This window comes from Morganella sp. TYF_1 (genome assembly GCF_043105645.1).
GTDB lineage: Bacteria > Pseudomonadota > Gammaproteobacteria > Enterobacterales > Enterobacteriaceae > Morganella > Morganella morganii_B.
The window spans coordinates 205,642-227,718 of sequence record NZ_JBICLU010000025.1 but is presented as its reverse complement, the minus strand read 5'-3'; the positions used below and the strand labels follow the sequence as shown (position 1 = coordinate 227,718).

Genomic DNA, 22,077 nt, shown 5'->3' with positions numbered 1-22,077 from the left:
GAGCGGATTATGAGTGTCTATTTTATTGGTGTGGATGTCGGGAGCGGCAGCGCCCGGGCCGGGGTTTTTGATGCAGCCGGACGCAAGAAAGGCGAAGCAAAGCGGGATATCCGTCAGTTCAAACCACAGGCGGATTACGTGGAACAATCCTCTGATGATATCTGGCGCAGTGTGTGTCTCGCGGTAAAAGATGCGGTGGCACAGGCCCGTATCGATCCGATTCAGGTCAAAGGCCTGGGTTTTGACGCTACCTGCTCCCTGGTGGTGCTGGATAAACAGGGTCAGCCGCTGACGGTCAGCCCGACCGGCCGCAGCGAGCAGAACATTATTATGTGGATGGATCACCGGGCTATCAGCCAGGCGCAGCGGATCAATGACACCAAACATCCGGTGCTGGCGTATGTCGGTAACCGCATCTCGCCGGAGATGGAAACGCCGAAACTGTTATGGCTGAAGCAGAACATGCCGACCACCTGGGCGAAAGCGGGCTATTTCTTTGATCTGCCGGATTTTCTGACCTGGAAAGCAACCTATACCAACAGCCGGTCACTCTGCTCCACCGTGTGTAAATGGACCTATCTCGGCCATGAAGATCGCTGGGACACCCACTTCTTCCGCCAGATTGGCCTGGACGATTTGCTGGAAAACGATGCGCAGATTATCGGCCGTGAAATCCGTCCGATGGGTGAACCGGTCGGTAACGGCCTGACACCGAATGCAGCGGCAGATCTGGGGCTGATCCCGGGCACGCCGGTTGCCACCTCTATTATTGATGCCCATGCCGGCGGGATCGGCGTGCTGGGTGCTGCGGATGCTACCGGCGCACAACCGGACTTCAACACCCGGCTGGCGCTGATCGGCGGTACCTCATCCTGTCATATGGCGGTATCCAAAAATGCCCGGTTTATCGACGGGATCTGGGGTGCCTATTACAGCGCCATGATTCCGGGTTACTGGCTCAATGAAGGCGGACAATCCGCAACCGGCGCGCTGATCGACCATATGATCACGTCACACCCGCAGTACAATGACGCGAAAAAACTGGCTGAACAGAATCAGCAGACGGTGTATCAGCTCCTCAATGACCGTCTGCTGGCACTGGCGGGTTCAAAACAGGATATCGCCCTGCTGACACGGCATATTCATGTGCTGCCGTATTTCCACGGCAACCGCTCGCCGCGGGCGAACCCGAATCTGCGCGGTGTGGTGACCGGTCTGCGTATGACCCAGACCCTTGATGATCTCGCGCTGATTTATCTGGCGACCATTCAGGCGATTGCGCTGGGCACCCGACATATCATTGAAGAAATGAATAAAGCCGGATATGCCATTGATACCATCATGGGTTGCGGCGGTGGCACCAAAAACCCGATCTTTATTCAGGAACACGCCAACGCCACCGGCTGCGCCATGCTGCTGCCGGAAGAGAGCGAAGCGGTTCTGCTCGGTTCTGCCATGCTCGGCTCGGTAGCGGCGGGCTTCTATGCCTCGATTCCGGAAGCGATGCAGGCCATGAGCCGGATCAGCAAAACCGTGACCCCGCAAACGGAGAGTATCAAACAGTTTTATGATGCCAAATACCGCGTATTCCATCAGCTGTATCATGATGATCAACGTTACCGGCAACTGATGTCAGAAGTATAATATGCTGGTTTTATCCGCAGAGGCGCGTTTTTTAACGCGCCTTTTTCTTTGCCTCTGATTTGACTCTCATCACAAAATCGCTGCGCAATCCTGTTGCTTATAACCTGCCTGACCGCACAATTCTGTTGCGTTTCGTGATAACCCTCACAGTTTACAGGGGTAACGCGTGTGTCACCTTCAGGGTTTCCATCGGCACTTCCGTCTTAACACTTTGAATACTTGGTATTTGTGTCAGGTGATCGGCATGGAAGCGCCGGTATGAGGTCAGGTCTTTGGTCACAATGCGGATCATGGCGTCACATTCACCGGCCATCAGGTGACACTCAACAATCTCCGGCATTTCATTAATGGCGGCGACAAAATCATTGATAGTCTGTGCGTCCTGCCCCTTAAACCAGATACGGGCATAGAGCATCAGCCCCGCGCCTATCTTGCTGCCGTCCAGAATCGCCGCATAGCGCCTGATAACGCCGGTTTCCTCCAGCCGCCGTACCCGTCTCAGGCAGGGTGACGGCGAGAGCCCCACTTCGCGGGCCAGCTCCACATTCTGCATTCTGCCGTTACGTTGCAGCTGGTCCAGGATCCGCCGATCCATCTTATCCAGTTCAATTGACATTAAAATCACCACCTGACAGTTTCAGCGCAATAATATTGCTAAGAATAGTTTTTTCGGGTCAATTTAACAACCTAATTTCCCGCGAAGCCCCGTATAATTTGCATAACAAATCAGGACGTCACAATTCTGAATTAAATTCTTAATATTCAACAAATTGTGAATTATTCATCTATTTTTTAACTTGGGGTGTCGTATGGTCATAAATACATTGATGGTGTTTGGCGCAACCGTGTTACCCATTGTATTTGCTCCCGGACCCGATATTTTATTCGTTTCATCACAAGGTCTCGCCAGCGGTTCCCGCGCGGCCCTGAAAGCCAATATGGGTGTGCTGCTGGGTTACGGTATGCATTCCATTCTGGCGGCATTCGGGCTGGCAGCTGTGGTGGTGGCATCCCCGGTTCTGTTTAACGGCATGCGCTGGTTCGGCGTGGCCTATATTGCTTACCTGGCTGTCCGTATGGTGATGTCCGCCATGCACAAGAGCGAAATGCCGCCGATGCAGCCGGCAGCAAAATCGGTTATTACCAAAGGCTTTTTTACCAGTTTTCTGAATCCGAAAGGCTTGCTGGTCTACTTTGCTATCCTGCCGAACTTTATTTCCGGCAGTGAAAGTGTCGCGATGCAGTCCCTGCTGTTATCCGGGGTGTATATCGCCAGCTGCGCCATTGTTTACAGCGGTGTGGCACTGATTTTCGGTCAGATGAGCAAAGGGGAATACAACGACAAACGCCGCCGTCTCGGTGAAGGTGTTGCCGGGGGATTACTGGCTACTGCGGCAATGAGCCTGGCGTTCAGTTAATCTGCGGAAAGTCAGCGTAATCAGCAAAACGGGCACTGAGAAGTGCCCGTTTCTAATATCCGCCGGTTGTCTCTTCAAGCAGATCGTTGTGATAATCGGACAAGACCTTGAGAACAAACGCCGCGGTATCCCGTTCCGCTTCTCCGGTGGCTGCCAGTATGGTCAGCTTGACCAGCTCCATAGAGACATTAAGTTCAACACCATTCAGTATCAGAAATACACTGGCTGCCTGGAAAGCTGTTCTTTTGTTTGCATCATTAAAAGCATGCGCTTTGGCAATGGAAATCAGGTACATGGCTGAGAACTTAAAAATATCCTCACACTCCTCATAATCCCGCAATGCCTCAATACGGGATAATGCCCCTTCCAGTTTGCTGATATCCGGTTTACCGCTGTTGGGCAGCGTTGAACGTTGTATTTCAACCACTTCATCAACTGTCAGAAATCGGATAGTCATTATTTGTCTTCCAGCGCTCTGATGATGTCAGCGTGTTTGGTTTTCGTTCTTGCCAGTGCTTTCTGGAAATCAGTCAGATTTTTACCGGCAATATCCGAAAGCTGCCCGGTAATACGCAGCATCTCTTTCACTGCATCTGAATTCACCGCAGCTTCAAGCTGAGCCGATGCTTTACGCACCGTTTCGATAAAATCCGGAGAAGGCAGAACAGCCGTTACCGCTTCCTCCGTTTGCCGGCGCTGATTTATCATATCCGCCGTAAGCAGCATCTCCGGTTTACCGGCAACATACTCAGCCGCCGGTTCCTCTGCTCTGCATGATGACAAAACAGTGCCGGAAATCACTACATCCGGCTTTCCGCGCTGGGTAATTGTCACATTCTCACCATTTCTGAGGCTATCCAGGATAGCGGAAAGCTCCGTTCTCATCATGGTATAGGATACATTTTTCATCACCATAACCTGTACATGTACACAATTATGTTCAGATAATAGCCCGGATCCTGAGCTATGGCAATGTATACCAGATGTTCAAATCACCCCTGTGTTTTCTTCAGCACATGACACAACTGCCCCAGCACTTTCATGGCGTTATCCAGCCGGTCATTCCATTCAAATGAGCAGTTCAGGCGGAAGGCATGATTAAACTGATCGCTGGTGGAAAACATGGAGCCGGGTGCAATGCTGATCTGTTCATTGAGTGCCATGCGATACAGTTTGACCGCATCAAACGGCGGTTCAAATTCCAGCCAGAGGAAATAGCCGCCCTGCGGGCAGTTTACCTTCACGTCTGACGGGAAATATTCGCTGATGGCATACAGCATCCGGTGCTGGCGCTGTTCCAGCTGCTGGCGCAGTTTTTTCAGATGTGCATCATAACCCCCCTGACCGAGGTATTCCGCAATCGCCTGTTGTGTCGGCATACTGGCGGATACGGTACTCATCATCTGTAGCTGCTGCACTTTGCGGGCATGTTTTCCTGCCGCCACCCAACCGACCCGGAAGCCCGGCGCCAGACATTTGGAAAAGGAGGAGCAGTGGAAGAAATTGTTATCCTTGTCCAGGCTTTTCGCCGGTTGCGGAGCATTGCTGCCAAACCAGAGCTCACTGTAGACATCATCTTCAATCAGGGCGATTTCATGCTGTGTCAGGATCTCCACCAGCCGCCGCTTATTTTCCGGCGGCATGGTACCGCCGAGCGGGTTCTGGAAGTGCGTCATCAGCCAGCAGGCTTTGATATCATAACGTCCGGCCACCTCTTCCAGCGCATCAAGGTCGATCCCGGTTTGCGGATCAGTTTTGATCGCCACCGCTTTCAGGCGCAGACGCTCAATCGCCTGTAATGCACCGTAAAATGCCGGGGACTCAATCACCACCCAGTCCCCCGGTTCCGTGACCGCCTGCAGGCTCAGCGACAGGGATTCCATGGCTCCGGCGGTGATGACGATATCATCCGGCGAAACATGGATACCCTGTGCGGCATAGCGGCGGGAGATATTACGCCGCAGTTTTTCATTCCCCGGCGGCATATTGACCACGGCACTCTGTGGTGCGATACGCCGGGCCACTGCGCCCAGCGCTTTGGAGAGCTTCGGCTGCACCAGCAGCGAAGGATCGGGGAATGCCGACCCGAACGGAATAATAGCCGGGTCTTTGCAGGCCTGGAGTACATCAAACAGCGAGGCGTTGATCTCCACATTTTCACTCAGGTGCATCCCCAGGCCGCCTTTGGCCGGGGCAAACGCCGGAGCGCGTTTGGCAACAAAGTAACCGGACTGCGGACGGGCTACCACCCAACCCTGACTCTCCAGTAACTGGTATGACTGTACGACAGTCATCAGGCTCAGCCCCGACTGTTTTGCACTTTCCCGCAATGACGGCAGCCGGTCACCAACCTGCCAGATATCATCTTCGATCTGCTGTTTTATCTGCTCTGCTAACTGTTCATAGCGTGTCATGGAGCGCTCCCCGCAAAACTGTTATAGTCATTTCGTTATTAATTGTCACTATTATACTTTAGCAATTCATGGTGTACTGTGCCACACATTTCATCTGCGTAATTATTATTTGCATAGTTATAATAACGAGAGGTCACTATGTTTGGGTTAAGTGCCCTTGAGCTTGCGCGAATTCAGTTCGCCTTCACTGTGTCGTTTCATATCATTTTTCCTGCGATCACCATCGGTCTGGCGTCATTTCTGGCGGTGCTTGAGGGGATGTGGCTGAAAACCCGCAATGAGGATTACAAAAAGCTCTTTCATTTCTGGTCAGCCATCTTTGCCGTGAATTTCGGTATGGGGGTGGTTTCCGGTCTGGTGATGGCCTATCAGTTCGGCACCAACTGGAGTTTCTTTTCTGAGTTTGCGGGATCAATCACCGGTCCGCTGCTCACTTATGAAGTACTGACCGCGTTCTTCCTGGAAGCCGGTTTCCTCGGCGTGATGCTGTTCGGCTGGAACCGTGTCGGTGAAAAGCTGCACTATTTCGCCACCTGCATGGTTGCGCTCGGTACACTGATGTCCACCTTCTGGATCCTGGCGTCCAACAGCTGGATGCAGACCCCGCAGGGACATGAGGTGATCAACGGTGTTGTGGTGCCGGTGGACTGGTTCGCGGTGATTTTCAATCCGTCCTTCCCGTACCGCCTGCTGCATATGACAACCGCGGCATTTCTGGCATCCGCCTTTTTTATCGCTGCTTCTGCCGCCTGGCACCTGCTGCGCGGCAACAAATCCGGTGCCATGAAAAAGATGTTCTCCATGTCTTTGTGGCTGATTGTGGTACTCGCACCGCTCCAGGCACTGATTGGTGATGCACACGGGCTGAACACGCTGAAACATCAGCCGGTTAAGGTTGCGGCAATGGAAGGTCACTGGGAGAACAAACCCGGTGAGGCCACACCGCTGATCCTGTTTGGTATTCCGGATAATGCACAGGAAAAAACCCGCTATGCCGTGGAAATTCCCGGGCTGGCCAGTCTGATCCTGACACACAGCCTTGATAAACAGGTGCCTGCACTGACTGAATTCCCGCCGGAAGACAGGCCGGACAATGTGTTCGCCGTGTTCTGGTCATTCCGCGTGATGGTCGGCCTCGGCATGCTTATGCTCCTTGCCGCCGCGCTGAGTCTGTGGCTGCGCTACCGCGGGCGTTTATATGATTCCCGTCCTTTCCAGCGCTTTATGTTATGGATGGCACCGTCCGGGCTTATCGCGATTCTCGCGGGCTGGTTTGTGACTGAAATCGGTCGTCAGCCGTGGGTGGTTTACGGATTGCAGCGCACAACGGATGCCGTTTCGGCACACGGTGAGATACATATGAGTATCAGCCTGCTGATCTTCTTTGCTGTTTATGGTTCTGTGTTTGGCATCGGCTACATCTATATGATGAAACTGATCCGCAAAGGTATCGCGCCGGAGGTGTCTCATGGGCATTGATTTACCCCTGATTTGGTTCGTCATTATTATATTCAGTACGCTGATGTATATCGTAATGGACGGCTTTGACCTCGGTATCGGCATCCTCTATCCCTTTGTGAAAAGCAATGCTGACCGTGATCTGATGATGAACAGTGTTGCGCCGGTCTGGGACGGTAACGAAACCTGGCTGGTGCTGGGCGGTGCCGCGCTGTTCGGCGCTTTTCCGCTCGCTTATGCTGTGATTCTGGATGCGCTCGCCATTCCGCTGACACTGATGCTGGTGGCGTTAATCTTCCGTGGCGTGGCTTTTGAGTTCCGCTTTAAAGCGGATGAACATCACCGTTATTTCTGGGATCGCGCGTTTCTGATCAGCTCTGTTATCGCCACCTTTGTGCAGGGTGTGGTCGTTGGCAGCGTGATTGAAGGTTTTCCGGTCGCAAACCGCGCCTTTACCGGCGGTGCCTTTGACTGGCTCGCGCCGTTCCCGCTGTTCTGCGGTTTCGGTTTGGTGATCGCCTATGCCCTGCTCGGCTGCGGCTGGCTGGTGATGAAAACAGAAGGTCATTTACAACAGCAGATGTATAAGGTGCTGAAACCACTGACCCTGGTGATGCTGGCGGTGCTGGCCGTGATCAGCCTGTGGACACCGCTGGCGCATGACGCCATTGCGGCACGCTGGTTCAGTTTCCCGAACATTCTGTTCTTCCTGCCGGTGCCACTGCTGGTGCTTGTCTGTGTCGCTGCGCTGTTCCGCAGTGTCAGCCGTCATCTGCACTATACGCCGTTTTTTGCGGCACTCGGCCTGGTTTTTCTGGGCTTCACCGGGCTCGGTATCAGTATCTGGCCGATGATCATTCCGCCGGTGATTGATTATGAAATGGCCGCCGCCCCCGGTGAAAGCCTGAGCTTTATGCTGGTCGGTGCTTTATTCATCATACCTGTGATTCTGGTATATACCTGGTGGAGTTATTATGTCTTCAGAGGAAAAATCACCCATGACCAGGGCTACCACTGATCCTGCCGCAGCGGCACCCTGGTGGAAAAAAGCCGCCTGGATGGTCGCTATCTGGGCAGGCAGTGTGCTGGCACTGTTTGCCGTCTCATCACTTTTCCGCTTATTAATGACGGCGGCGGGAATGAAAGTAAGATAGTCGTCATGTCTCATCAGTAAGTACCTCATCAGTACATCATGCACTGTCTGAACAGCTGCATTGCCCGGCACACCGTACCCCCATACGGTGTGCTTTTTTAAATAATTTTATTGATAATGATTACCATTCTTCTGAATTCCTGATACACTCCGCGAAATAGATATAACTAAACTGATAACAATAGAACGGAGAATTGCGCATGAGCCGGGAAAAAAATATCTACCGCCCTGCACCGCCGCGTCTGATTCAGGTGAAATCCTTTACCGACGTTACCCCCAATCTGCGCCGCATCACCTTTACGGCAGAGTCGCTGGATACCTATCCGGCAGATTGCGAAGGTGGTCACCTGAAGCTGTTTATTGCCAAAGATGCACCGAATCCGCCTGCTCTGCCGGTACTGTCCGATAAAGGACCGGTCTGGCCGGAAGATAAGCCTCGTCCGATCGCCCGTACCTATACTGTACGTGCAATCCGCCCTGAACGGAAAGAAATCGATATTGAATTCGCTATGCATGATGATGCCGGTCCGGCAGTGGATTTCGCCAGAAATGCCAAACCGGGTGATTATATCGGTATTACCAATCCCGGCGGGCCGGATCCGCTGCTGCCGGCGGCGAAACACTACTATATGGCCGCCGATTTAACAGCACTTCCCGCTGTTGCCGCACTGCTGGAAAAAATGCCCGCAGAGGCGCAGGGCAATGTGGTGATCCGCATCGACCACGCGGATGATCAGCAGATGCTGAACAAACCTGCGGGCATCACCCTGCACTGGGTGACCGGCGGTACAGAGAAAACCGGTGAGGTCACCGCGCTGTTTAAAAGCTGGCCGGTCGCCGATGTGACAGAATGTACATTCTGGATTGCCGGCGAGGACGCAATGGTCAGGGATCTGCGCCGCTATGTGCGCCGTGAGCTGAACGGGGAACACAGCCAGATGTATGCGATCCCGTACTGGCGTTTCGGTTACGATGAGGAAGGTTATCACCGCCTGCGCCATGATGTGATGGATGCTGACGACTGATAATAAACCGGCTGCGGCGGTGTTTGCCGCCGCAGCCACGATACTCAGTTATAAGCCTGCAATGCCCGCAGACAAAGTGATGAACGCACACAGTCATCCTGTGTGAAGGACACCACCGACACCATATCGTCATCCCGGAAACGGCGCAGTACATCAGCCAGCCCTGACGGGACATTACCCGGTAAATCACACTGACTGACATCCCCGTTGACGATCACGGTCACATTCTCCCCCATCCTGGTCAGGAACATTTTCATTTGTGTGACAGTCACGTTCTGTGCCTCATCGAGGATCACCACCGCATTCTCAAAGGTTCGTCCGCGCATATAAGCAAACGGCGCGATTTCCACCTTACCTATCTCCGGACGCAGACAATACTGTAAAAATGAAGCCCCCATACGCTTCACCAGAACGTCATACACCGGCCGGAAATAGGGCGCAAATTTTTCACTGATATCCCCGGGCAGAAAGCCCAGATCCTCTTCCGCCTGTAATACCGGACGGGTGACAATAATCCGCTCGATTTCCTTATTGATCAACGCATCTGCCGCCAGTGCGGTACTGATAAAGGTTTTTCCGCATCCGGCCTCGCCGTTGGCAATAATCAGCTGTTTATGCGCTATCGACCTGATGTATTTATCCTGTGCATCATTTCGCGGTAAAACAGCACTGTTGTCGCGTTTTTCCCGCGCCATGCCGATAGCTTCCACCCCGCCTGCCGGGATAAACACCGCCACATTATCATCGTTAAAACGTGCCCTGCGCGACTCTTTCCGGCTCATGCGTTTTGCCTCTTTGCGTGCTCTGACTACCGCTTTTTGTCTGCCCATAATCTTAATCCTGTTGATTTCTGACGACGGAATAACTGAAACAGTGAGTTGGCAACCGGCGGCTCCCTTCAAGCCATGAGTGAACATTCAGATAAAAAAAAGCCGGTGATAAATCCGCCCTGTTGTTCAGGGGATTTATCACCGGCCGGGACTGTCGTTCGTCTGTATGTCGCATTCGTTATCCTCAGATGACAAACTAAAGCGAACACTAAACTGACTTTGTGACAGTATAATGACAATACTTTCTTTTCAGCAATTAAAATCGGCGGATATTTAACATTTTTGCCACATTTCTGTTATCCGCCGCACATCAGCGCGCTTTGCAGTTCTTCGCCATGCTGTAGCCTGCGGCCTGTGCAGAAGAAGCATCCGCGAACATCTCAACATTTTTACTGCTGATCCGGTTATAACCCGGGCAATCCGGAAAGTGGTATATTTTACTGTTGCGGTTACCACGAATACGCTGATCCGTTGCTTTTTTTTCTGCTTTCGGCGGCACATTCACCGGTGTCACCGGCGCGGACGGCAGACGGGTAAAAATACCGTCAGCACTGTTGATATGCCCCGACTCCCAGCGGCGTTCACCGGTCACAAACGGATTTGACTGCCCGGTCACCGCCCGGATACGGCGATCCCGTTCCCGCTCGGCGGCAGACGGCGGAAATTCGCTGTCCCACACCATCAGTAATTTTTGCTGCTGCTCTGACATCGCCAGATCATAGCGGTCATGCATATAAAACCAGACCCGTGCCACTTCCCCTTTGACTTCATCCCGCGGCTCGAAAACCCGCTGTTTGAAATCCACCCGGCTGGTGCACTGCCCGTAGCTTTGTGAACCCGCACCACGTGCGATCCCGTAGCGGAAATTACTGCGATCGCCATTGACTTCACCAACAGACGGCGCGAGATTGTGGAGGTCGGCTTCCATCACACGGAATACCGGATCCTCACCGACACAGTTTTTGCGCCCGCCGTTCTGCCAGCACTGACGCTGGTGTCCGAACACCCAGGCGGGGACGATATGCTCCCACTCAATCCGCTCTGCGCGGGTCACCTGAGAGCGTACACGATAACCGCAGCTGTTCAGATCAATCCGGCCGCCGGATTTCCCGGTCCACTCCCACTGACAACCGCAATACAGTGTCCCTTCCCCTTGCGGGTTTCGGTTCTGGTCGTAATAGATTTTTTCACGGGCAACAATTTTTGCTTCGTCGAACCGTTCCGGTGCAGCTGCAAATGCAGCGGACGAAATAATACAAAATAAAAATAATGAAAAACGAAATGATTGAAAAATGCGCATATAAATCATAAACCAACAGAATGCCAGAGGGGGGCAATTATGCCACGCCATGCGGGAATTATCGCCTCAGATTTTTTATTCATCAGCCAATCCGCCGGATAAGACAATTTCCGGGCGTTTTTTTACAGAATGATTTAAATCTGAAACTTTATACTCTGCTGACATTAATCATAAATCCGGAGAATAATCATGCATCCGCTGGTCGATGAAATGATAGATGAGCTAGTCGGCACGGCCTGTGCCTATGATGACGATGAAGTTGATGTCCGTGTGCAGGAGAGCAGTAACCGGGTGCAGATTCAGATTAGTGTGACCGATAAACCGGTCATGGATATTATCCTGAACCTGACCCGTATCAGTTAAACGCGCGGACGTTTGCGGTACAGCCACAAACCGGGAACAGACAGCCCGATAGACAATGCGCCGACCACAAAAGCCGCGCGCAGGAAATTGCTTACCAGCATCTCCAGCAGTTGCGGGGTAAAACCGGACTGTGACAGTTTAATCACTGCCAGCATTGCCATATAGGCATTAATACCGGGAAACATCGGGATAATGGCGGCGACGGTAAAGACTTTCGGGTGTGCCAGCCACCAGCGGGACCACTGAATACCGATGATCCCCACCAGCACCGATGCCCAGAATGTGGAAGCAACGATGTCAAAACCGGCGGCAATCAGCATAAACCGGCTGCCGTGACCTATCGCCCCCAGCAGCGCACAGTATTTCAGTGCCCGCTTCGGCACGTTAAATACCATGGCAAACCCGGCCGCCGGAATAGCTGCCAGCAGCATGTCCTGTGCCAGTGCGGCCAGAAAAGAGAGTACCGTCATCATATCCAGTCCCTCAGGCTGCCGAGTGTGATCGCGGTAAAGATACCGATACAGGTTGCCAGGGTGAGCAGGCTTGCCATCGCCCAGCGGGCCAGGCCGGTGTTAACATGCCCTTTGAACATGTCCGCGACTGCGTTGATCAGCGGAAACCCCGGCACCAGCAGCAGCACACTCGCCGCCATGGCAATACCGGACGTTGCCGAAAACAGCGGAATTTTCAGCATCATTCCCGCCACCATTGTGGCAACAAACGCCGTAAAACAGAAATTAATCAGCGGGTTCATATGCCGGGCGGTCAGCACCTGGCGGACGTACATCGCACAGCCGCTGGCGGCAAAGGTAATCACCGCCCCGTCCCAGCCGCCATTATTCAGTTTGCAGAAACAGGCGCAGGACAGCGCCACCATCAGCACCATTACCCAGCGCGGATAGCGCAGCGGTTTCATATGGGCGAATTTTTTCTGCACCCCTTTGCAGTCAAGATGTCCGTGCTCCGCGAGGATCACCACATGCTGCACTTCTGTGACGATATGCATATTAATACCGCGGTCAACCACTTTACGGGTGGATGTCAGGCAGTGTCCGTCAATAATCGTGGTGAGCACAATGGCATTCGCTGAAATGGCACAATCCACCTGGTCAGCCCCGAGCGCCTTTCCTGTCCGTCCCGCCAGCTCCTCCACCAGCATGCTTTCCGCGCCGTGCTGTAACAGCAGCAGCCCGCACTCAATACACAGACGGGTGATAGTCCGCTGCATATCCTGTGTAATCTCTTTCCCCTGTCCCATAGTTTTACCGTTAACCGTTGATGGTCCGACTTTCCCGCTATTCTAATTCTTTGTATTAACAACTCACTGGGTTTGATCAATAGTTTGATAATAAATAGTCTTACTATGCGTAATTGCAGTATGTCAGGGAAACACCCTATTGAGCAATACGGCGCAGCGTGGTTAAATCAGGACTTGTCACTATCACCGGAGCCTTTATCTGTTATGTCACCCACCCCGTCACCATTAACCCCGAAAGGGCAGCGCCGCCGTGATGCCATTCTTACCGCCGCTGCGGATGTTTTTATCTGTCATGGTTACGAAGGTACAACTCTGGATAGGATTATTGAACAATCCGGCGGGTCACGATCCACTCTGTATACCTCTTTCGGCGGAAAAGAAGCGTTGTTTCTGGCCGTTATTGACCATCTGATCAGCGGAATTTTTGAGGATAATGAAGAGGAAAAACCGGAAGCAGCACCCGATGCAGAAACACTGTTATATACCAGCGGCAGACGTTACCTGTACAGCATCGTTCACCCGCAGTCACTCGGCTTATATCAGCTGATTCTGGCGGAATCACAGCGCTTCCCGCAAATCAGTGAACAATTTTACCGCGCCGGTCCGCTGCGCGCCGCGCAACAACTGGCAACCGGACTGAAAGCACTGCCCGGCATCACTGCGTCTGAGGAAACATTACTGGCCGTGGCTGCCCGTTTTCTGGAAATGCTGAAAGCCGACCTTTATCTGCCGGTTTTCAGTCAGCGCCATGACAAGCCCACGGCGGAATTTATTGAAAAACAGCTGCCGTTATCCGTGGAGATAACCGCCTGTTACCTCCGCCACGCATTAACATCCCAATGAGCAGCGGTTACCATTAACCGCTGCTTTCAGGCGGTCATCTCTGCCGCCTTTACCCGCGCCGCTGCCATGTCATCAGCAACAAATACCGGCACACCGTAGACCGCAGCGGCCATCGGCGCGAATTTCTCCAGCTGTTCTTTATCCCCGGTTTCCTGATTAACGGTCAGGATCATCATACTGCAGTATGCCGTCATTTTTTCTTTTCCGGTTTTCAGCCAGCGACGGACATACTTACGCGCATCCATATCTTCCTGTGTATCCGGTTTTTCCGGTTCTTCTTTCGGCGGGTATATTAATGCGAAGGGTGTCTGCTTATCCAGCAGTGCATCCAGCTCATTCACCCACTGTTCTGTTTGTGCCCTATTTTCCGGGAATGACTGCATAATCACCACCGGGAAAGCACTGGTATCCATATGAACAACATTAACGGCTGACATAATGACTCCTTATTTTTTGTATTCATTGGTACATTATGATGCCGTCAAAAACCTGTCAACAAATAAGAATGCGTTTCAATTGCATCCGCACAAATTGTTCATTGCCTGCCCTCTGTGCCGGATTGCGTTATTCTTATGCGAAAAGTAAGTAGTTCTTCTGATATTCATCTTATTCTTATATATATTCCATGATATTTCAGGGCATATTGATTAATTATTTATATCCGTTCCTGCCTACAACATAAGGTTTATAATGAAAAAGCTGACACTAATTACACTGGGATGCCTGTTCTCTGTTACCGCCTTTGCTGCCAACGCCAGCAAAGTCTGTGATGAATATTTCACTGAAATCGACGAAATGGTCAAAGTGGCAGAGCAGGAAGCCAAAGGTGATGCTGATGCAACTGCACAGATCACAGCCATGAAACAGCAGCTGGAAACCGCAAAAACACAGATTAAATCTGTACCGGAAGAGACTCAGGACATGGCGTGTCAGCAGGGCCTTGATGCACTGAAGGAATTCAAAGCATCGATGGCAAAACAGTAATTCTGTTTTCATAAAAAAGGTCCGCGAACGCGGACCTTTTCGTTTTTATCGTTATATTCAGCGGACAACCAGCACGGAAACCTGTGCATGTGCCACAATCCCGGAGGCGGTTGACCCCAGCAGATGGGTTGAGATACCCGGCAGGCGCGAACCGACAACAATCAAATCAGCATGGATCTCTTTTGCTTTTGCCAGCACTTTGTCTCTCGGTGTGCCGTAATCCACAAAATAACTGACCTGCTCCGCCGGTAAATCCACTTTCTCCGCAATCGCTTTTAACTCGTCTTTTGAGCGGGCAATCGCTTTTTCCGCAAATGAATTCAGTAACTCATAGTGGTAGTTATAGCTTATTGAGAATTTTGAAATATCCGGTACAGAGTGAAACAACATCAGTTTCGCCTGTGACATCTTCGCCAGATAAATCGCGTGTTTCAGGGCATTACTCGTCAATACATCTTCTGTCACATCAATAGGAACTAATATCGTTTTATACATACCATCCCTCATTGTCAGTTCACTGTGTATTTGATTTAAGTATAGGCAATAAACCGGGAAGCACCGTGCCGGGAAACAGCCGGTGACACCGTATGTCACCGGAAAAATATCAGAGACGTGCAAAACTCAGCGGACAACCATCACCGAGACCGGTGCATAACGGACAACACCACCGGCGGTCGAGCCCAGCAGATGGGTGGAGATATTCGGACGGCGGGAACCGATAACGATAATATCGGCTTTAACCTCTTCCGCCGCCTGGATAATTTCATCACGCGGGGAACCGAAGGTAATCGTATAAGCAAGGCGCTCCGGCGGCAGATCAATAGAATCCATCAGCATATGGATGTCTTCTTCCGCCTTAATGGTCGCTTTATCTTTTATTTCCATATAACCCAGCGCATATGCATTAATAATCGCGGATGAGATCGGCAGGACATGGACAATATGCAGCTTAGCCCCTGTTTCTTTCGCCAGATAAAGCGCATGGCGGACTGCCTTGCTGGTCAGTTCTTCTTCTGAAATATCGATAGGAACCAAAATTGTATTATACATACTGCCTCCTTGAATAAATCATGCGGGATGTTGTCACTATATTAAACAGTGCAGAAAATATCTGTGAGATTGATACCGTTAACTCTTATTACCTGTGGTTTCTGTTATCAGACGGTTACGGATTAACCGCACATAATCAATAATTTCATGAGCGGTTAATCCGGCAGGACCAATACCGGCAGCCACACATTCATCTGCCGCCGCCCCGTGCAGCCAGACACCACCGCAAACCGCTTCCTGTACCGGCAACCGCTGCGCCAGCAGACTGCCGATAATACCGGATAACACATCTCCGCTGCCTGCGGTAGCCAGCCCGCGGTTGCCGCTGTGATTACACCATAACTCACCGTCCGGTGAGGCAATCAGGCTGCGGTGCCCTTTCAGCACCGCCCAGCAGTGATACCGGGCGGCCAGCGCCAGCGCCGCTGCAGGGCGATCCGCCTGAATATCCGCCACGGTGGTATGCAGCAGACGGGCGGCTTCCTGCGGATGCGGGGTTATCACACATTTATCATCCAGCGCGATGCCCGGTGTGGCGGCCAGAATATTCAGTGCATCCGCATCCAGCACCTGCGGTTTACCGGTCTGCATAAACGCCGCTTCCGCAAGGGCACGGCTCTCTGTATTCTGCCCCAGTCCGGGGCCGGTAACCTGTGCAGTCAGTGCCGGATCATCCGCGAGCGCGCGGGCAGTACGCAGCATCAGCTCCGGTGCATTCTCAACAAACGGTACCGGCAACTGCGGCTGATTAAACCCCAGGATCACTTTTCCGCACCCGGTTTTCAGTGCGGCGCATCCGGCCAGAATAACCGCGCCGGTCATACCGGCCGCGCCGCCGGTGATCCCGAGCGTACCGAATGTACCTTTATGGCTGTCTTCCGGGCCCGGCATTTTTAATACCGGGTAATCACGGGTTATGGCATTGATATCAATAATATTCATCTGATTATTTTGCCTTTTTCAGCGGATAATGAATACACCCTGTTTATCAGCATAACGGGAAAATAAAAAAGAAGGTAGAGCAGTGACGGGCAGATCTGGTATTCTTTGCGGCTGATATATCCGGGACTGATAAATATAACGGTTGAGGTTAACCATGAATCACGCATTTAAAACTGAAAACGATACTGAAAAACTGGCTGCGGAAGTGACCTGTTTAAAAGCACTGGTGACATACTTACTGAAAGCGGTCGGCCAGGCAGACGCAGGTCGTATTATCGTCAATATGGAACGCCAGATCAGCGAAATTGATGATGAGCATCTGTCCGGTACATTTAAAGATACCATTGCCCAGATTAAAACAGAGTACCGGAAATAATCTCCGGCCCGGCAATTAATGCTGTCCGGGGATAATGCAACGAATCGCTAAAGAGAAAGTGTACTGTTTGTGTCAGGATGATGTTCCTGTACTAAATACCCTTTCTTTTTTATTTTCGTTTCTGTCCGCACGCTGTTATACAACGTGCGGACTTTTTTTATACTGTACGGTTATTTCTGTTCCGTTTTCACTTCTTTCAGCAGGCGGACAGCAAAGAATCCGAGTATTGCCACACCGGCCACCAGCACACCCCACAGCAGCCAGGTTTTCCAGGCAAACGGTGGCGGGGTTTCCGGTGCAGGCAGTAACTTCGCTTCCCCGCCCAGTGTAACCACTTTTTCTGACACATCCGCCCGCGGAATCGCATCCTGATTATCCAGATTATGGCCTGGCAGAAGCTGGGACAGCGGTAAAAATGCCGCACTGGCATCATGCGCCCCCCACACCAGCAGATAAGGTGCGGAACCCTGCGCGTTAAAGGTCAGATATTGTGCATCTTTAACCCCGGTGACCTTCGGCGGACTATCACGCCAACTACTGTTAATCGCCGTCAGCCGTATCTGGCGGACAGGCAGATCATTGAGCCGGATACTGCTGTTACGGTTTTCCGCATTATCCGATACCAGTGAATAAAGTACTTTGTTACCCAGCGGCAGCCAGTTGCCCTCCGTACCGCTCCGGTACTCTGCCCGCACCGGCAGCACGGTATTTTCCTGGTCAATATGAAAATCCAGACGGCTGAGACGCTGTGTATTCGGCAGACTGTAAATCATACTGCCGTCAGTGTCCGCCGCGGGCACAAAATCAAAACGGTTCACCTCACGGCGCTCCACCGTCCGGGAACTCACCCCTTCGGCGGTGGTGATCTGCGGCGGTGCCTGATTGTTATCTCCGGTCACAGAAAGCAGCCAGTACTTCGCCCTGCTTTCATCACCGCTGATGTAGTCCGGAATTTTTATCTGCTGTGCCAGCAGCACATCCTCACCGGATTTCAGATCCATCAGCGGCACATCGAGGATCACCGGTGACCAGTTCTGTTTGTCATCACTGCTGAACAGTGAGGCTTTGGCCTGTATATTACCGGCCTGCTGCGGCCAGTTCAGTGTGACTTCCCGCAACGGCAGCGGGAGCTGCTGTTTGTTATCCGGCACCAGCAGATACGTCGCGGTGGACGGACGCGCCAGGCTGTCCGCATTATCATTGTAAATCGTCAGTTCCGTGCCGTTATCCGCTTTCAGGCGGATTTTGCGGTGGCCGTCCTGCTCTTCTGCCCGGCTTTGCGACAACGGATAAATCACAAAACGAATGCGCGCACTTTCATCTTTTATCTGTTTTGCCACCGTCAGCGACATCGGCACCGGGGTGCCGGTGCTGTCAAAGATACGGATATCCCGCAGATCCGGCCAGGCACTGTTCAGCCAGACATTATCCGGCACCGTCAGCCGGTAAAACGGTGAATTTTCTGCCTGAAGCTGTAACTCCGCCCCCTGATTAAAATCATTCAGTGTTTTCACCGGGGTGTCCGCCCGGGAAAACGTGGCCACCGATGCCAGTACCGCCGCCAGGAGCACCGCCCCGGTATGCCATTTGCAGCACAGTGCCGCCTTTTTACCTGTGATCATCCGTTATTTTCCTTATTATTCTGTATGTCAGTGCCCGTTTTCGGCGGTAACGGCGAAAAATATCCCACAACCAGTATCAGCAGTGCCACCCCGATAAAGGCACCGGCTCTGGCAAGCCCGCTGCTCTGATTCATATCAACCACAAAGAGTTTAAGAATCACCACGGCAAAGACAGCCGCCCCGGCCAGCCACAGATGGCGTTTATGCCTGCGGGTTGCGGTGGTCATCAGGATCACGGCAGTCAGTGCCCAGACAATCGCCAGCGTGGTCTGGATAAGGCGGGATTGCAGCAGTGCCGCAGTAGTCCAGGCAGTGCCGTCTGCAAAGGCCAGCGCGCGGATCAGAATACCGTTCGCCCACCAGATACCCAGCGCGGCAACAGCAATACCCAGACCATACACCACATCTGCCCGGAAACGGACTTTCGGTGTGGTCCGTATCAGCGCATCACGCAGGCACCACAATGCAGCGAGCCCGAACAGCCCCGCTTCATCCAGCGGGTTCAGCAGCGGCACATACTGCCAGAGCGACAGCTGACCATCCTGCATATTTCCGGCAAACAGCGCCAGCCCGAGCAACACAGCCAGCGGATAGGCACTCTGCCAGTACAGCGCGGCATGGTTATCCATCGGCGGCCAGCGCAGGCGCTGCATGGCGTAAAGCACAAAAAATACGCCGCACGCCGCCAGCATGGCAATAAAGTAGGCCCACTCTTCCATGCCCCACGGCAGTTGTCTTTCCGCCCACAGGACTTCGGCGGCGACCAGTCCGATGACAGTCCAGAGTGACGCGCCGTGCATCAGATTACTGACAATCCGCGGTGCTTGTTCCGGCAGCAGCCGGATAAAGGTGATCATACTGCCGATAATCAGCAGCCAGATAACGCCGCCGTACAGCGAACCGGCCGCATGTGTTCCGGTAAGCATATAGTCACACAGTATCAGCAGACTCACTATCCACAGCGCACTGATGCAGTAATACAACTGAATCCACTGCACTTTACGCGCCAGGAAGAACCAGCTCCAGACCGAGATCACAAGCCCGGTCAGTACATATTCCTCACCGGACAGCCATTCACCCGCCGGTGATAACCACGGCAGCATCCACAGCCACGAGAGCCAGGTGATCATAGCCGGGATAATCAGCAGTCCGGAAATCAGTTTGCTGCGGTTCATCAGTCGGAAATGGTGATGAAGTGCCCCGGCAACCAGCAACCCGACCCACTGGAAGATATACATCAGGGTGCTTTGTTCCGACCACCAGATGAAGTCCATACTGTAGAGCAGAGAGGCAAACCCGAGTAATACCAGCCCGGTGGCACTCCAGCCGACAATCCGCTGTTTTTGCAGACAGGCAAACCACAGTATTGCCAGCCCTTCAATCGTCCAGGCGACCGAAGTCCACTGCGGCGACAATGCCAGCGGCACGGCCAGTGAGATAAAGCCGATACTGAGCAGCAGGAAGCCAAGCGACAGGCGTTGCCCGTCAGCGCGGAAGCGACGCAGACTGACTACCGTGAGCAGCAGATAAAGCAGTCCGAAGGCCAGTGATGATATTGCGGTACCGAGATAGAACGGCTCCGTAATGGCATATTGCAGGGAAAACGCCAGCACCGGCGGCGCAAACAGCAGTACCGGATCCACCATCCGCTGTTTTCGCCTGTCGTCGGTCATAACATGATGGCGTGCATATTGCTGCGTCATCAGCCCGTAGACCACCAGATTCAGAATAATGAAGATCTGACAGTTCAGGTAATACTCCGGCCGGTAATTATCGATGCCCCAGATCACGCCGACCACAAAGGTAAAGGTAAAACCGACAATATTCAGCACCCGCCAGCCCTGCCGGTAATTAATGACCAGAATGGAGACGGAGAGCATCAGATAATAGGAGAACAGCGCGATATAGTTACCACTGCCGGTGGAAAGCAGCACCGGTGCCGCATAACCGCCGATCACCGCCAGAACCGCCAGGCTGACAGCGTTTTGTATCACCGCAAAGAAAACCGATGCCAGGCAGATAACCACCATCAGCGCCAGTGCAAAGGCCAGCGGCAGGAACTCATAAAGCTTATAGGCGGCAAATATCGTGATATAAAATGCACCGAGGCTGCCGCCCTGAACTATCAGGCTGTACAGCCGGTTTTTATGACGGACACACCAGCCGATAATAAAGAGTGTCACTGACAATATCGCCGCGCCGATCAGACGGACTTCCGGGGTCAGGATATTATTTTCAATACTGAATTTCAGCAGATACGAAAGGCCGATAAACAGCAGCAGAATACCGATTTTGGCCGGGAGGTTGCCGTTAAGCAGCCATTCGAGAATATTGGCCGCCGGGCTTTTGCGCTCCGGTGCTGCTGTATCCGCCGGGAGCGGCATTGCCGCCGCCGCGATAACCGGTTCCGGTTCAGAAACAGGATCTGGTTCCGGCTCTGGCACCGGTTCATACTGCACTTCCCGCTCCGGCTGTAACGGGATCGCCTCAGACAGCGCAGCAGCCTGAACAGTGCTTTCCGTCGCCGGCTGACCGCCGGTCAGGGCATCCAGCTCGCGGCGCAGTGATTCCGTTTCCTCTGTCAGAACGCTGACCTGCAACTTCAGCAGCGTTGTGCGCCGCAGCGCCGCAACAGCAATAAACGGCGTCACAACAATGAGCGCCACTAACACAAAACCCCAGAAGAGTAATGAATCCATGTTCATCCTGTTTTTCAGTCTTTAACGTATAGTGCAGATAATTTTTAATTTCCGTTATCTCACATACTGCCTGTTATGCTGCTAAAAAGCAGGTGAATAAATCTGGGTATTTAACAAATACCATAAAATACTGTTTTACCCCGTTAATCCATTGTTAAAACACCGGAAACATCTGCGGACACACGGGTTTCACACCTGTTTTGACTGAAAATCATTTTTCCGGATTTTAGATATTGACTGTTATCACAAAAAGGGGCAATTTTGGGATGCAGATCACAACAATATAAGGACACTCATTATGCGATTTTTAGCCCGCTTCTTAAAAGAGTTAGACAACGTCACCGCGTCCTTCTGTGTGGTCGCGTTTTACCGCAACCGTCTCTGACGGACAGGCTGAGCATTTTTTTGCTGTACCGTTTCAAATCAAATTTAGTTTAAATGTTAAATTTAATTTGTAAGAAAGATTGACACTCATCAACAAAGTGCTAAAGTTATGTCATCGAATTGTGAGAACACAATAAACAAGAACGCAATTATGTTACCTGCAATAAAAAATATCAGACGTTTTATCTCAGAGCTCAATAAAATCGCCCGTATTATATTCTGAAGATAAACGCACATCGTTTTCAGGCTCCCTCTGCGGAGCCTTATTTTTTTCTGCCTGTACCCCATCCTCCTCTGAAAGGTTTATACTGACC

24 protein-coding genes are annotated in these 22,077 nt (G+C 52.2%); 10 read left to right on the top strand and 14 right to left on the bottom strand.

What is annotated here, in order from left to right:
• The first annotated feature begins 9 nt into the window (after nt 1-9).
• Entirely contained in the window at nt 10-1,644 is a 1,635-nt protein-coding gene (locus ACF8OF_RS12740) for an FGGY-family carbohydrate kinase (RefSeq protein WP_349467399.1), read from the top strand.
• Between the two features lie 151 nt (nt 1,645-1,795).
• Here ACF8OF_RS12740 and ACF8OF_RS12735 read toward each other — a convergent pair whose 3' ends face one another.
• The gene (locus ACF8OF_RS12735) at nt 1,796-2,260 is read right to left on the bottom strand and encodes an Lrp/AsnC family transcriptional regulator (protein WP_004237343.1); all 465 of its coding nucleotides are present in this window, start codon (nt 2,258-2,260) and stop codon (nt 1,796-1,798) included.
• Between the two features lie 193 nt (nt 2,261-2,453).
• Here ACF8OF_RS12735 and ACF8OF_RS12730 point away from each other — a divergent pair, with 193 nt between their 5' ends.
• The gene (locus ACF8OF_RS12730; protein ID WP_262882893.1) at nt 2,454-3,062 is read left to right on the top strand and encodes a LysE family translocator; all 609 of its coding nucleotides are present in this window, start codon (nt 2,454-2,456) and stop codon (nt 3,060-3,062) included.
• Between the two features lie 52 nt (nt 3,063-3,114).
• Here ACF8OF_RS12730 and ACF8OF_RS12725 read toward each other — a convergent pair whose 3' ends face one another.
• The 3 genes from ACF8OF_RS12725 to ACF8OF_RS12715 all read right to left on the bottom strand — a co-directional run bounded on the left by ACF8OF_RS12725 (nt 3,115) and on the right by ACF8OF_RS12715 (nt 5,476).
• Entirely contained in the window at nt 3,115-3,519 is a 405-nt protein-coding gene (locus tag ACF8OF_RS12725; protein WP_262861215.1) for a type II toxin-antitoxin system death-on-curing family toxin, read from the bottom strand.
• On the bottom strand, nt 3,519-3,971 hold the full coding sequence (locus ACF8OF_RS12720) for a type II toxin-antitoxin system Phd/YefM family antitoxin (protein WP_392496825.1): 453 nt from the start codon (nt 3,969-3,971) through the stop codon (nt 3,519-3,521). The genes ACF8OF_RS12725 and ACF8OF_RS12720 overlap by 1 nt, the downstream gene beginning before the upstream one ends.
• Nucleotides 3,972-4,054: 83 nt before the next feature.
• Nucleotides 4,055-5,476, bottom strand: coding sequence for a PLP-dependent aminotransferase family protein (locus tag ACF8OF_RS12715; RefSeq protein WP_392496824.1), 1,422 nt, complete (start codon nt 5,474-5,476; stop codon nt 4,055-4,057).
• Nucleotides 5,477-5,614: 138 nt separating this feature from the next.
• Here ACF8OF_RS12715 and ACF8OF_RS12710 point away from each other — a divergent pair, with 138 nt between their 5' ends.
• The 4 genes from ACF8OF_RS12710 (at nt 5,615) to ACF8OF_RS12695 (ending at nt 9,112) form a co-directional block, all read left to right on the top strand.
• On the top strand, nt 5,615-6,955 hold the full coding sequence (locus tag ACF8OF_RS12710; protein ID WP_392496823.1) for a cytochrome ubiquinol oxidase subunit I: 1,341 nt from the start codon (nt 5,615-5,617) through the stop codon (nt 6,953-6,955).
• Entirely contained in the window at nt 6,945-7,952 is a 1,008-nt protein-coding gene (cydB, locus tag ACF8OF_RS12705) for a cytochrome d ubiquinol oxidase subunit II (protein ID WP_392496821.1), read from the top strand. Before ACF8OF_RS12710 ends, cydB begins: the two co-directional genes overlap by 11 nt.
• Nucleotides 7,933-8,088: a DUF2474 domain-containing protein gene (locus ACF8OF_RS12700; RefSeq protein WP_108657184.1), complete on the top strand. Its 156-nt coding sequence runs from the start codon at nt 7,933-7,935 to the stop codon at nt 8,086-8,088. The genes cydB and ACF8OF_RS12700 overlap by 20 nt, the downstream gene beginning before the upstream one ends.
• Before the next feature lie 199 nt (nt 8,089-8,287).
• Entirely contained in the window at nt 8,288-9,112 is an 825-nt protein-coding gene (locus ACF8OF_RS12695; protein ID WP_274370081.1) for a siderophore-interacting protein, read from the top strand.
• Between the two features lie 44 nt (nt 9,113-9,156).
• Here ACF8OF_RS12695 and phoH read toward each other — a convergent pair whose 3' ends face one another.
• Together phoH and ACF8OF_RS12685 are read right to left on the bottom strand one after the other, a co-directional pair.
• Entirely contained in the window at nt 9,157-9,942 is a 786-nt protein-coding gene (gene phoH, locus ACF8OF_RS12690) for a phosphate starvation-inducible protein PhoH (protein WP_392496819.1), read from the bottom strand.
• Between the two features lie 310 nt (nt 9,943-10,252).
• Nucleotides 10,253-11,251 carry an endonuclease gene (locus ACF8OF_RS12685; protein WP_279799308.1) on the bottom strand — a complete coding sequence of 333 codons (999 nt, stop codon included), beginning with the start codon at nt 11,249-11,251 and terminating at the stop codon, nt 10,253-10,255.
• Between the two features lie 180 nt (nt 11,252-11,431).
• Here ACF8OF_RS12685 and ACF8OF_RS12680 point away from each other — a divergent pair, with 180 nt between their 5' ends.
• Nucleotides 11,432-11,605, top strand: a complete 174-nt coding sequence (locus ACF8OF_RS12680) for a hypothetical protein (protein ID WP_262861224.1) — start codon at nt 11,432-11,434, stop codon at nt 11,603-11,605.
• Here the strand turns inward: ACF8OF_RS12680 and ACF8OF_RS12675 are convergent.
• A complete protein-coding gene (locus tag ACF8OF_RS12675) occupies nt 11,602-12,075 on the bottom strand; it encodes a threonine/serine exporter (RefSeq protein ID WP_262861236.1) in 474 nt (157 codons plus the stop codon). The two genes, ACF8OF_RS12680 and ACF8OF_RS12675, sit on opposite strands and share 4 nt — an antisense overlap.
• The gene (locus ACF8OF_RS12670; RefSeq protein WP_004239502.1) at nt 12,075-12,863 is read right to left on the bottom strand and encodes a threonine/serine exporter ThrE family protein; all 789 of its coding nucleotides are present in this window, start codon (nt 12,861-12,863) and stop codon (nt 12,075-12,077) included. The genes ACF8OF_RS12675 and ACF8OF_RS12670 overlap by 1 nt, the downstream gene beginning before the upstream one ends.
• A gap of 204 nt (nt 12,864-13,067) precedes the next feature.
• Here ACF8OF_RS12670 and ACF8OF_RS12665 point away from each other — a divergent pair, with 204 nt between their 5' ends.
• Entirely contained in the window at nt 13,068-13,706 is a 639-nt protein-coding gene (locus ACF8OF_RS12665; protein ID WP_262883009.1) for a TetR/AcrR family transcriptional regulator, read from the top strand.
• A 26-nt stretch (nt 13,707-13,732) separates the two neighbouring features.
• On the opposite strand, the gene ACF8OF_RS12660 is transcribed toward ACF8OF_RS12665, so the two are convergent.
• The gene (locus ACF8OF_RS12660) at nt 13,733-14,143 is read right to left on the bottom strand and encodes a hypothetical protein (protein ID WP_392496818.1); all 411 of its coding nucleotides are present in this window, start codon (nt 14,141-14,143) and stop codon (nt 13,733-13,735) included.
• Nucleotides 14,144-14,396: 253 nt separating this feature from the next.
• On the opposite strand from ACF8OF_RS12660, the gene ACF8OF_RS12655 reads away from it, so the two are divergent.
• Nucleotides 14,397-14,690, top strand: a complete 294-nt coding sequence (locus ACF8OF_RS12655) for a DUF5339 domain-containing protein (protein ID WP_025154138.1) — start codon at nt 14,397-14,399, stop codon at nt 14,688-14,690.
• Nucleotides 14,691-14,747: 57 nt separating this feature from the next.
• Here the strand turns inward: ACF8OF_RS12655 and ACF8OF_RS12650 are convergent, their stop codons facing one another.
• The 3 genes from ACF8OF_RS12650 to ACF8OF_RS12640 all read right to left on the bottom strand — a co-directional run bounded on the left by ACF8OF_RS12650 (nt 14,748) and on the right by ACF8OF_RS12640 (nt 16,682).
• Nucleotides 14,748-15,185: a universal stress protein gene (locus ACF8OF_RS12650; RefSeq protein WP_262883011.1), complete on the bottom strand. Its 438-nt coding sequence runs from the start codon at nt 15,183-15,185 to the stop codon at nt 14,748-14,750.
• Between the two features lie 126 nt (nt 15,186-15,311).
• Nucleotides 15,312-15,740 (bottom strand): universal stress protein, encoded by a 429-nt coding sequence (locus ACF8OF_RS12645; RefSeq protein WP_045139394.1) that lies wholly within the window; start codon nt 15,738-15,740, stop codon nt 15,312-15,314.
• 78 nt (nt 15,741-15,818) lie between these two features.
• A complete protein-coding gene (locus tag ACF8OF_RS12640) occupies nt 15,819-16,682 on the bottom strand; it encodes an NAD(P)H-hydrate dehydratase (protein ID WP_392496816.1) in 864 nt (287 codons plus the stop codon).
• A 154-nt stretch (nt 16,683-16,836) separates the two neighbouring features.
• Here ACF8OF_RS12640 and ACF8OF_RS12635 point away from each other — a divergent pair, with 154 nt between their 5' ends.
• Entirely contained in the window at nt 16,837-17,058 is a 222-nt protein-coding gene (locus ACF8OF_RS12635; RefSeq protein ID WP_025154134.1) for a DUF2594 family protein, read from the top strand.
• A 170-nt stretch (nt 17,059-17,228) separates the two neighbouring features.
• Here ACF8OF_RS12635 and ACF8OF_RS12630 read toward each other — a convergent pair whose 3' ends face one another.
• Nucleotides 17,229-18,680 carry a DUF3999 domain-containing protein gene (locus ACF8OF_RS12630; RefSeq protein ID WP_392496814.1) on the bottom strand — a complete coding sequence of 484 codons (1,452 nt, stop codon included), beginning with the start codon at nt 18,678-18,680 and terminating at the stop codon, nt 17,229-17,231.
• Nucleotides 18,677-21,379, bottom strand: a complete 2,703-nt coding sequence (locus ACF8OF_RS12625) for a DUF2339 domain-containing protein (RefSeq protein ID WP_392496812.1) — start codon at nt 21,377-21,379, stop codon at nt 18,677-18,679. The genes ACF8OF_RS12630 and ACF8OF_RS12625 overlap by 4 nt, the downstream gene beginning before the upstream one ends.
• Nucleotides 21,380-22,077 lie beyond the last annotated feature (698 nt).

Excerpts from the sequence above, each read along its gene's own strand:
- ACF8OF_RS12740 (WP_349467399.1), top strand. The coding sequence starts at position 10 with ATGAGTGTCTATTTTATTGGTGTGGATGTCGGGAGCGGCAGCGCCCGG.
- ACF8OF_RS12735 (WP_004237343.1), bottom strand. The coding sequence starts at position 2,260 with ATGTCAATTGAACTGGATAAGATGGATCGGCGGATCCTGGACCAGCTG.
- ACF8OF_RS12730 (WP_262882893.1), top strand. The coding sequence starts at position 2,454 with ATGGTCATAAATACATTGATGGTGTTTGGCGCAACCGTGTTACCCATT.
- ACF8OF_RS12725 (WP_262861215.1), bottom strand. The coding sequence starts at position 3,519 with ATGACTATCCGATTTCTGACAGTTGATGAAGTGGTTGAAATACAACGT.
- ACF8OF_RS12720 (WP_392496825.1), bottom strand. The coding sequence starts at position 3,971 with ATGAAAAATGTATCCTATACCATGATGAGAACGGAGCTTTCCGCTATC.
- ACF8OF_RS12715 (WP_392496824.1), bottom strand. The coding sequence starts at position 5,476 with ATGACACGCTATGAACAGTTAGCAGAGCAGATAAAACAGCAGATCGAA.
- ACF8OF_RS12710 (WP_392496823.1), top strand. The coding sequence starts at position 5,615 with ATGTTTGGGTTAAGTGCCCTTGAGCTTGCGCGAATTCAGTTCGCCTTC.
- cydB (WP_392496821.1), top strand. The coding sequence starts at position 6,945 with ATGGGCATTGATTTACCCCTGATTTGGTTCGTCATTATTATATTCAGT.
- ACF8OF_RS12700 (WP_108657184.1), top strand. The coding sequence starts at position 7,933 with ATGACCAGGGCTACCACTGATCCTGCCGCAGCGGCACCCTGGTGGAAA.
- ACF8OF_RS12695 (WP_274370081.1), top strand. The coding sequence starts at position 8,288 with ATGAGCCGGGAAAAAAATATCTACCGCCCTGCACCGCCGCGTCTGATT.
- phoH (WP_392496819.1), bottom strand. The coding sequence starts at position 9,942 with ATGGGCAGACAAAAAGCGGTAGTCAGAGCACGCAAAGAGGCAAAACGC.
- ACF8OF_RS12685 (WP_279799308.1), bottom strand. The coding sequence starts at position 11,251 with ATGATTTATATGCGCATTTTTCAATCATTTCGTTTTTCATTATTTTTA.
- ACF8OF_RS12680 (WP_262861224.1), top strand. The coding sequence starts at position 11,432 with ATGCATCCGCTGGTCGATGAAATGATAGATGAGCTAGTCGGCACGGCC.
- ACF8OF_RS12675 (WP_262861236.1), bottom strand. The coding sequence starts at position 12,075 with ATGACGGTACTCTCTTTTCTGGCCGCACTGGCACAGGACATGCTGCTG.
- ACF8OF_RS12670 (WP_004239502.1), bottom strand. The coding sequence starts at position 12,863 with ATGGGACAGGGGAAAGAGATTACACAGGATATGCAGCGGACTATCACC.
- ACF8OF_RS12665 (WP_262883009.1), top strand. The coding sequence starts at position 13,068 with ATGTCACCCACCCCGTCACCATTAACCCCGAAAGGGCAGCGCCGCCGT.
- ACF8OF_RS12660 (WP_392496818.1), bottom strand. The coding sequence starts at position 14,143 with ATGTCAGCCGTTAATGTTGTTCATATGGATACCAGTGCTTTCCCGGTG.
- ACF8OF_RS12655 (WP_025154138.1), top strand. The coding sequence starts at position 14,397 with ATGAAAAAGCTGACACTAATTACACTGGGATGCCTGTTCTCTGTTACC.
- ACF8OF_RS12650 (WP_262883011.1), bottom strand. The coding sequence starts at position 15,185 with ATGTATAAAACGATATTAGTTCCTATTGATGTGACAGAAGATGTATTG.
- ACF8OF_RS12645 (WP_045139394.1), bottom strand. The coding sequence starts at position 15,740 with ATGTATAATACAATTTTGGTTCCTATCGATATTTCAGAAGAAGAACTG.
- ACF8OF_RS12640 (WP_392496816.1), bottom strand. The coding sequence starts at position 16,682 with ATGAATATTATTGATATCAATGCCATAACCCGTGATTACCCGGTATTA.
- ACF8OF_RS12635 (WP_025154134.1), top strand. The coding sequence starts at position 16,837 with ATGAATCACGCATTTAAAACTGAAAACGATACTGAAAAACTGGCTGCG.
- ACF8OF_RS12630 (WP_392496814.1), bottom strand. The coding sequence starts at position 18,680 with ATGATCACAGGTAAAAAGGCGGCACTGTGCTGCAAATGGCATACCGGG.
- ACF8OF_RS12625 (WP_392496812.1), bottom strand. The coding sequence starts at position 21,379 with ATGGATTCATTACTCTTCTGGGGTTTTGTGTTAGTGGCGCTCATTGTT.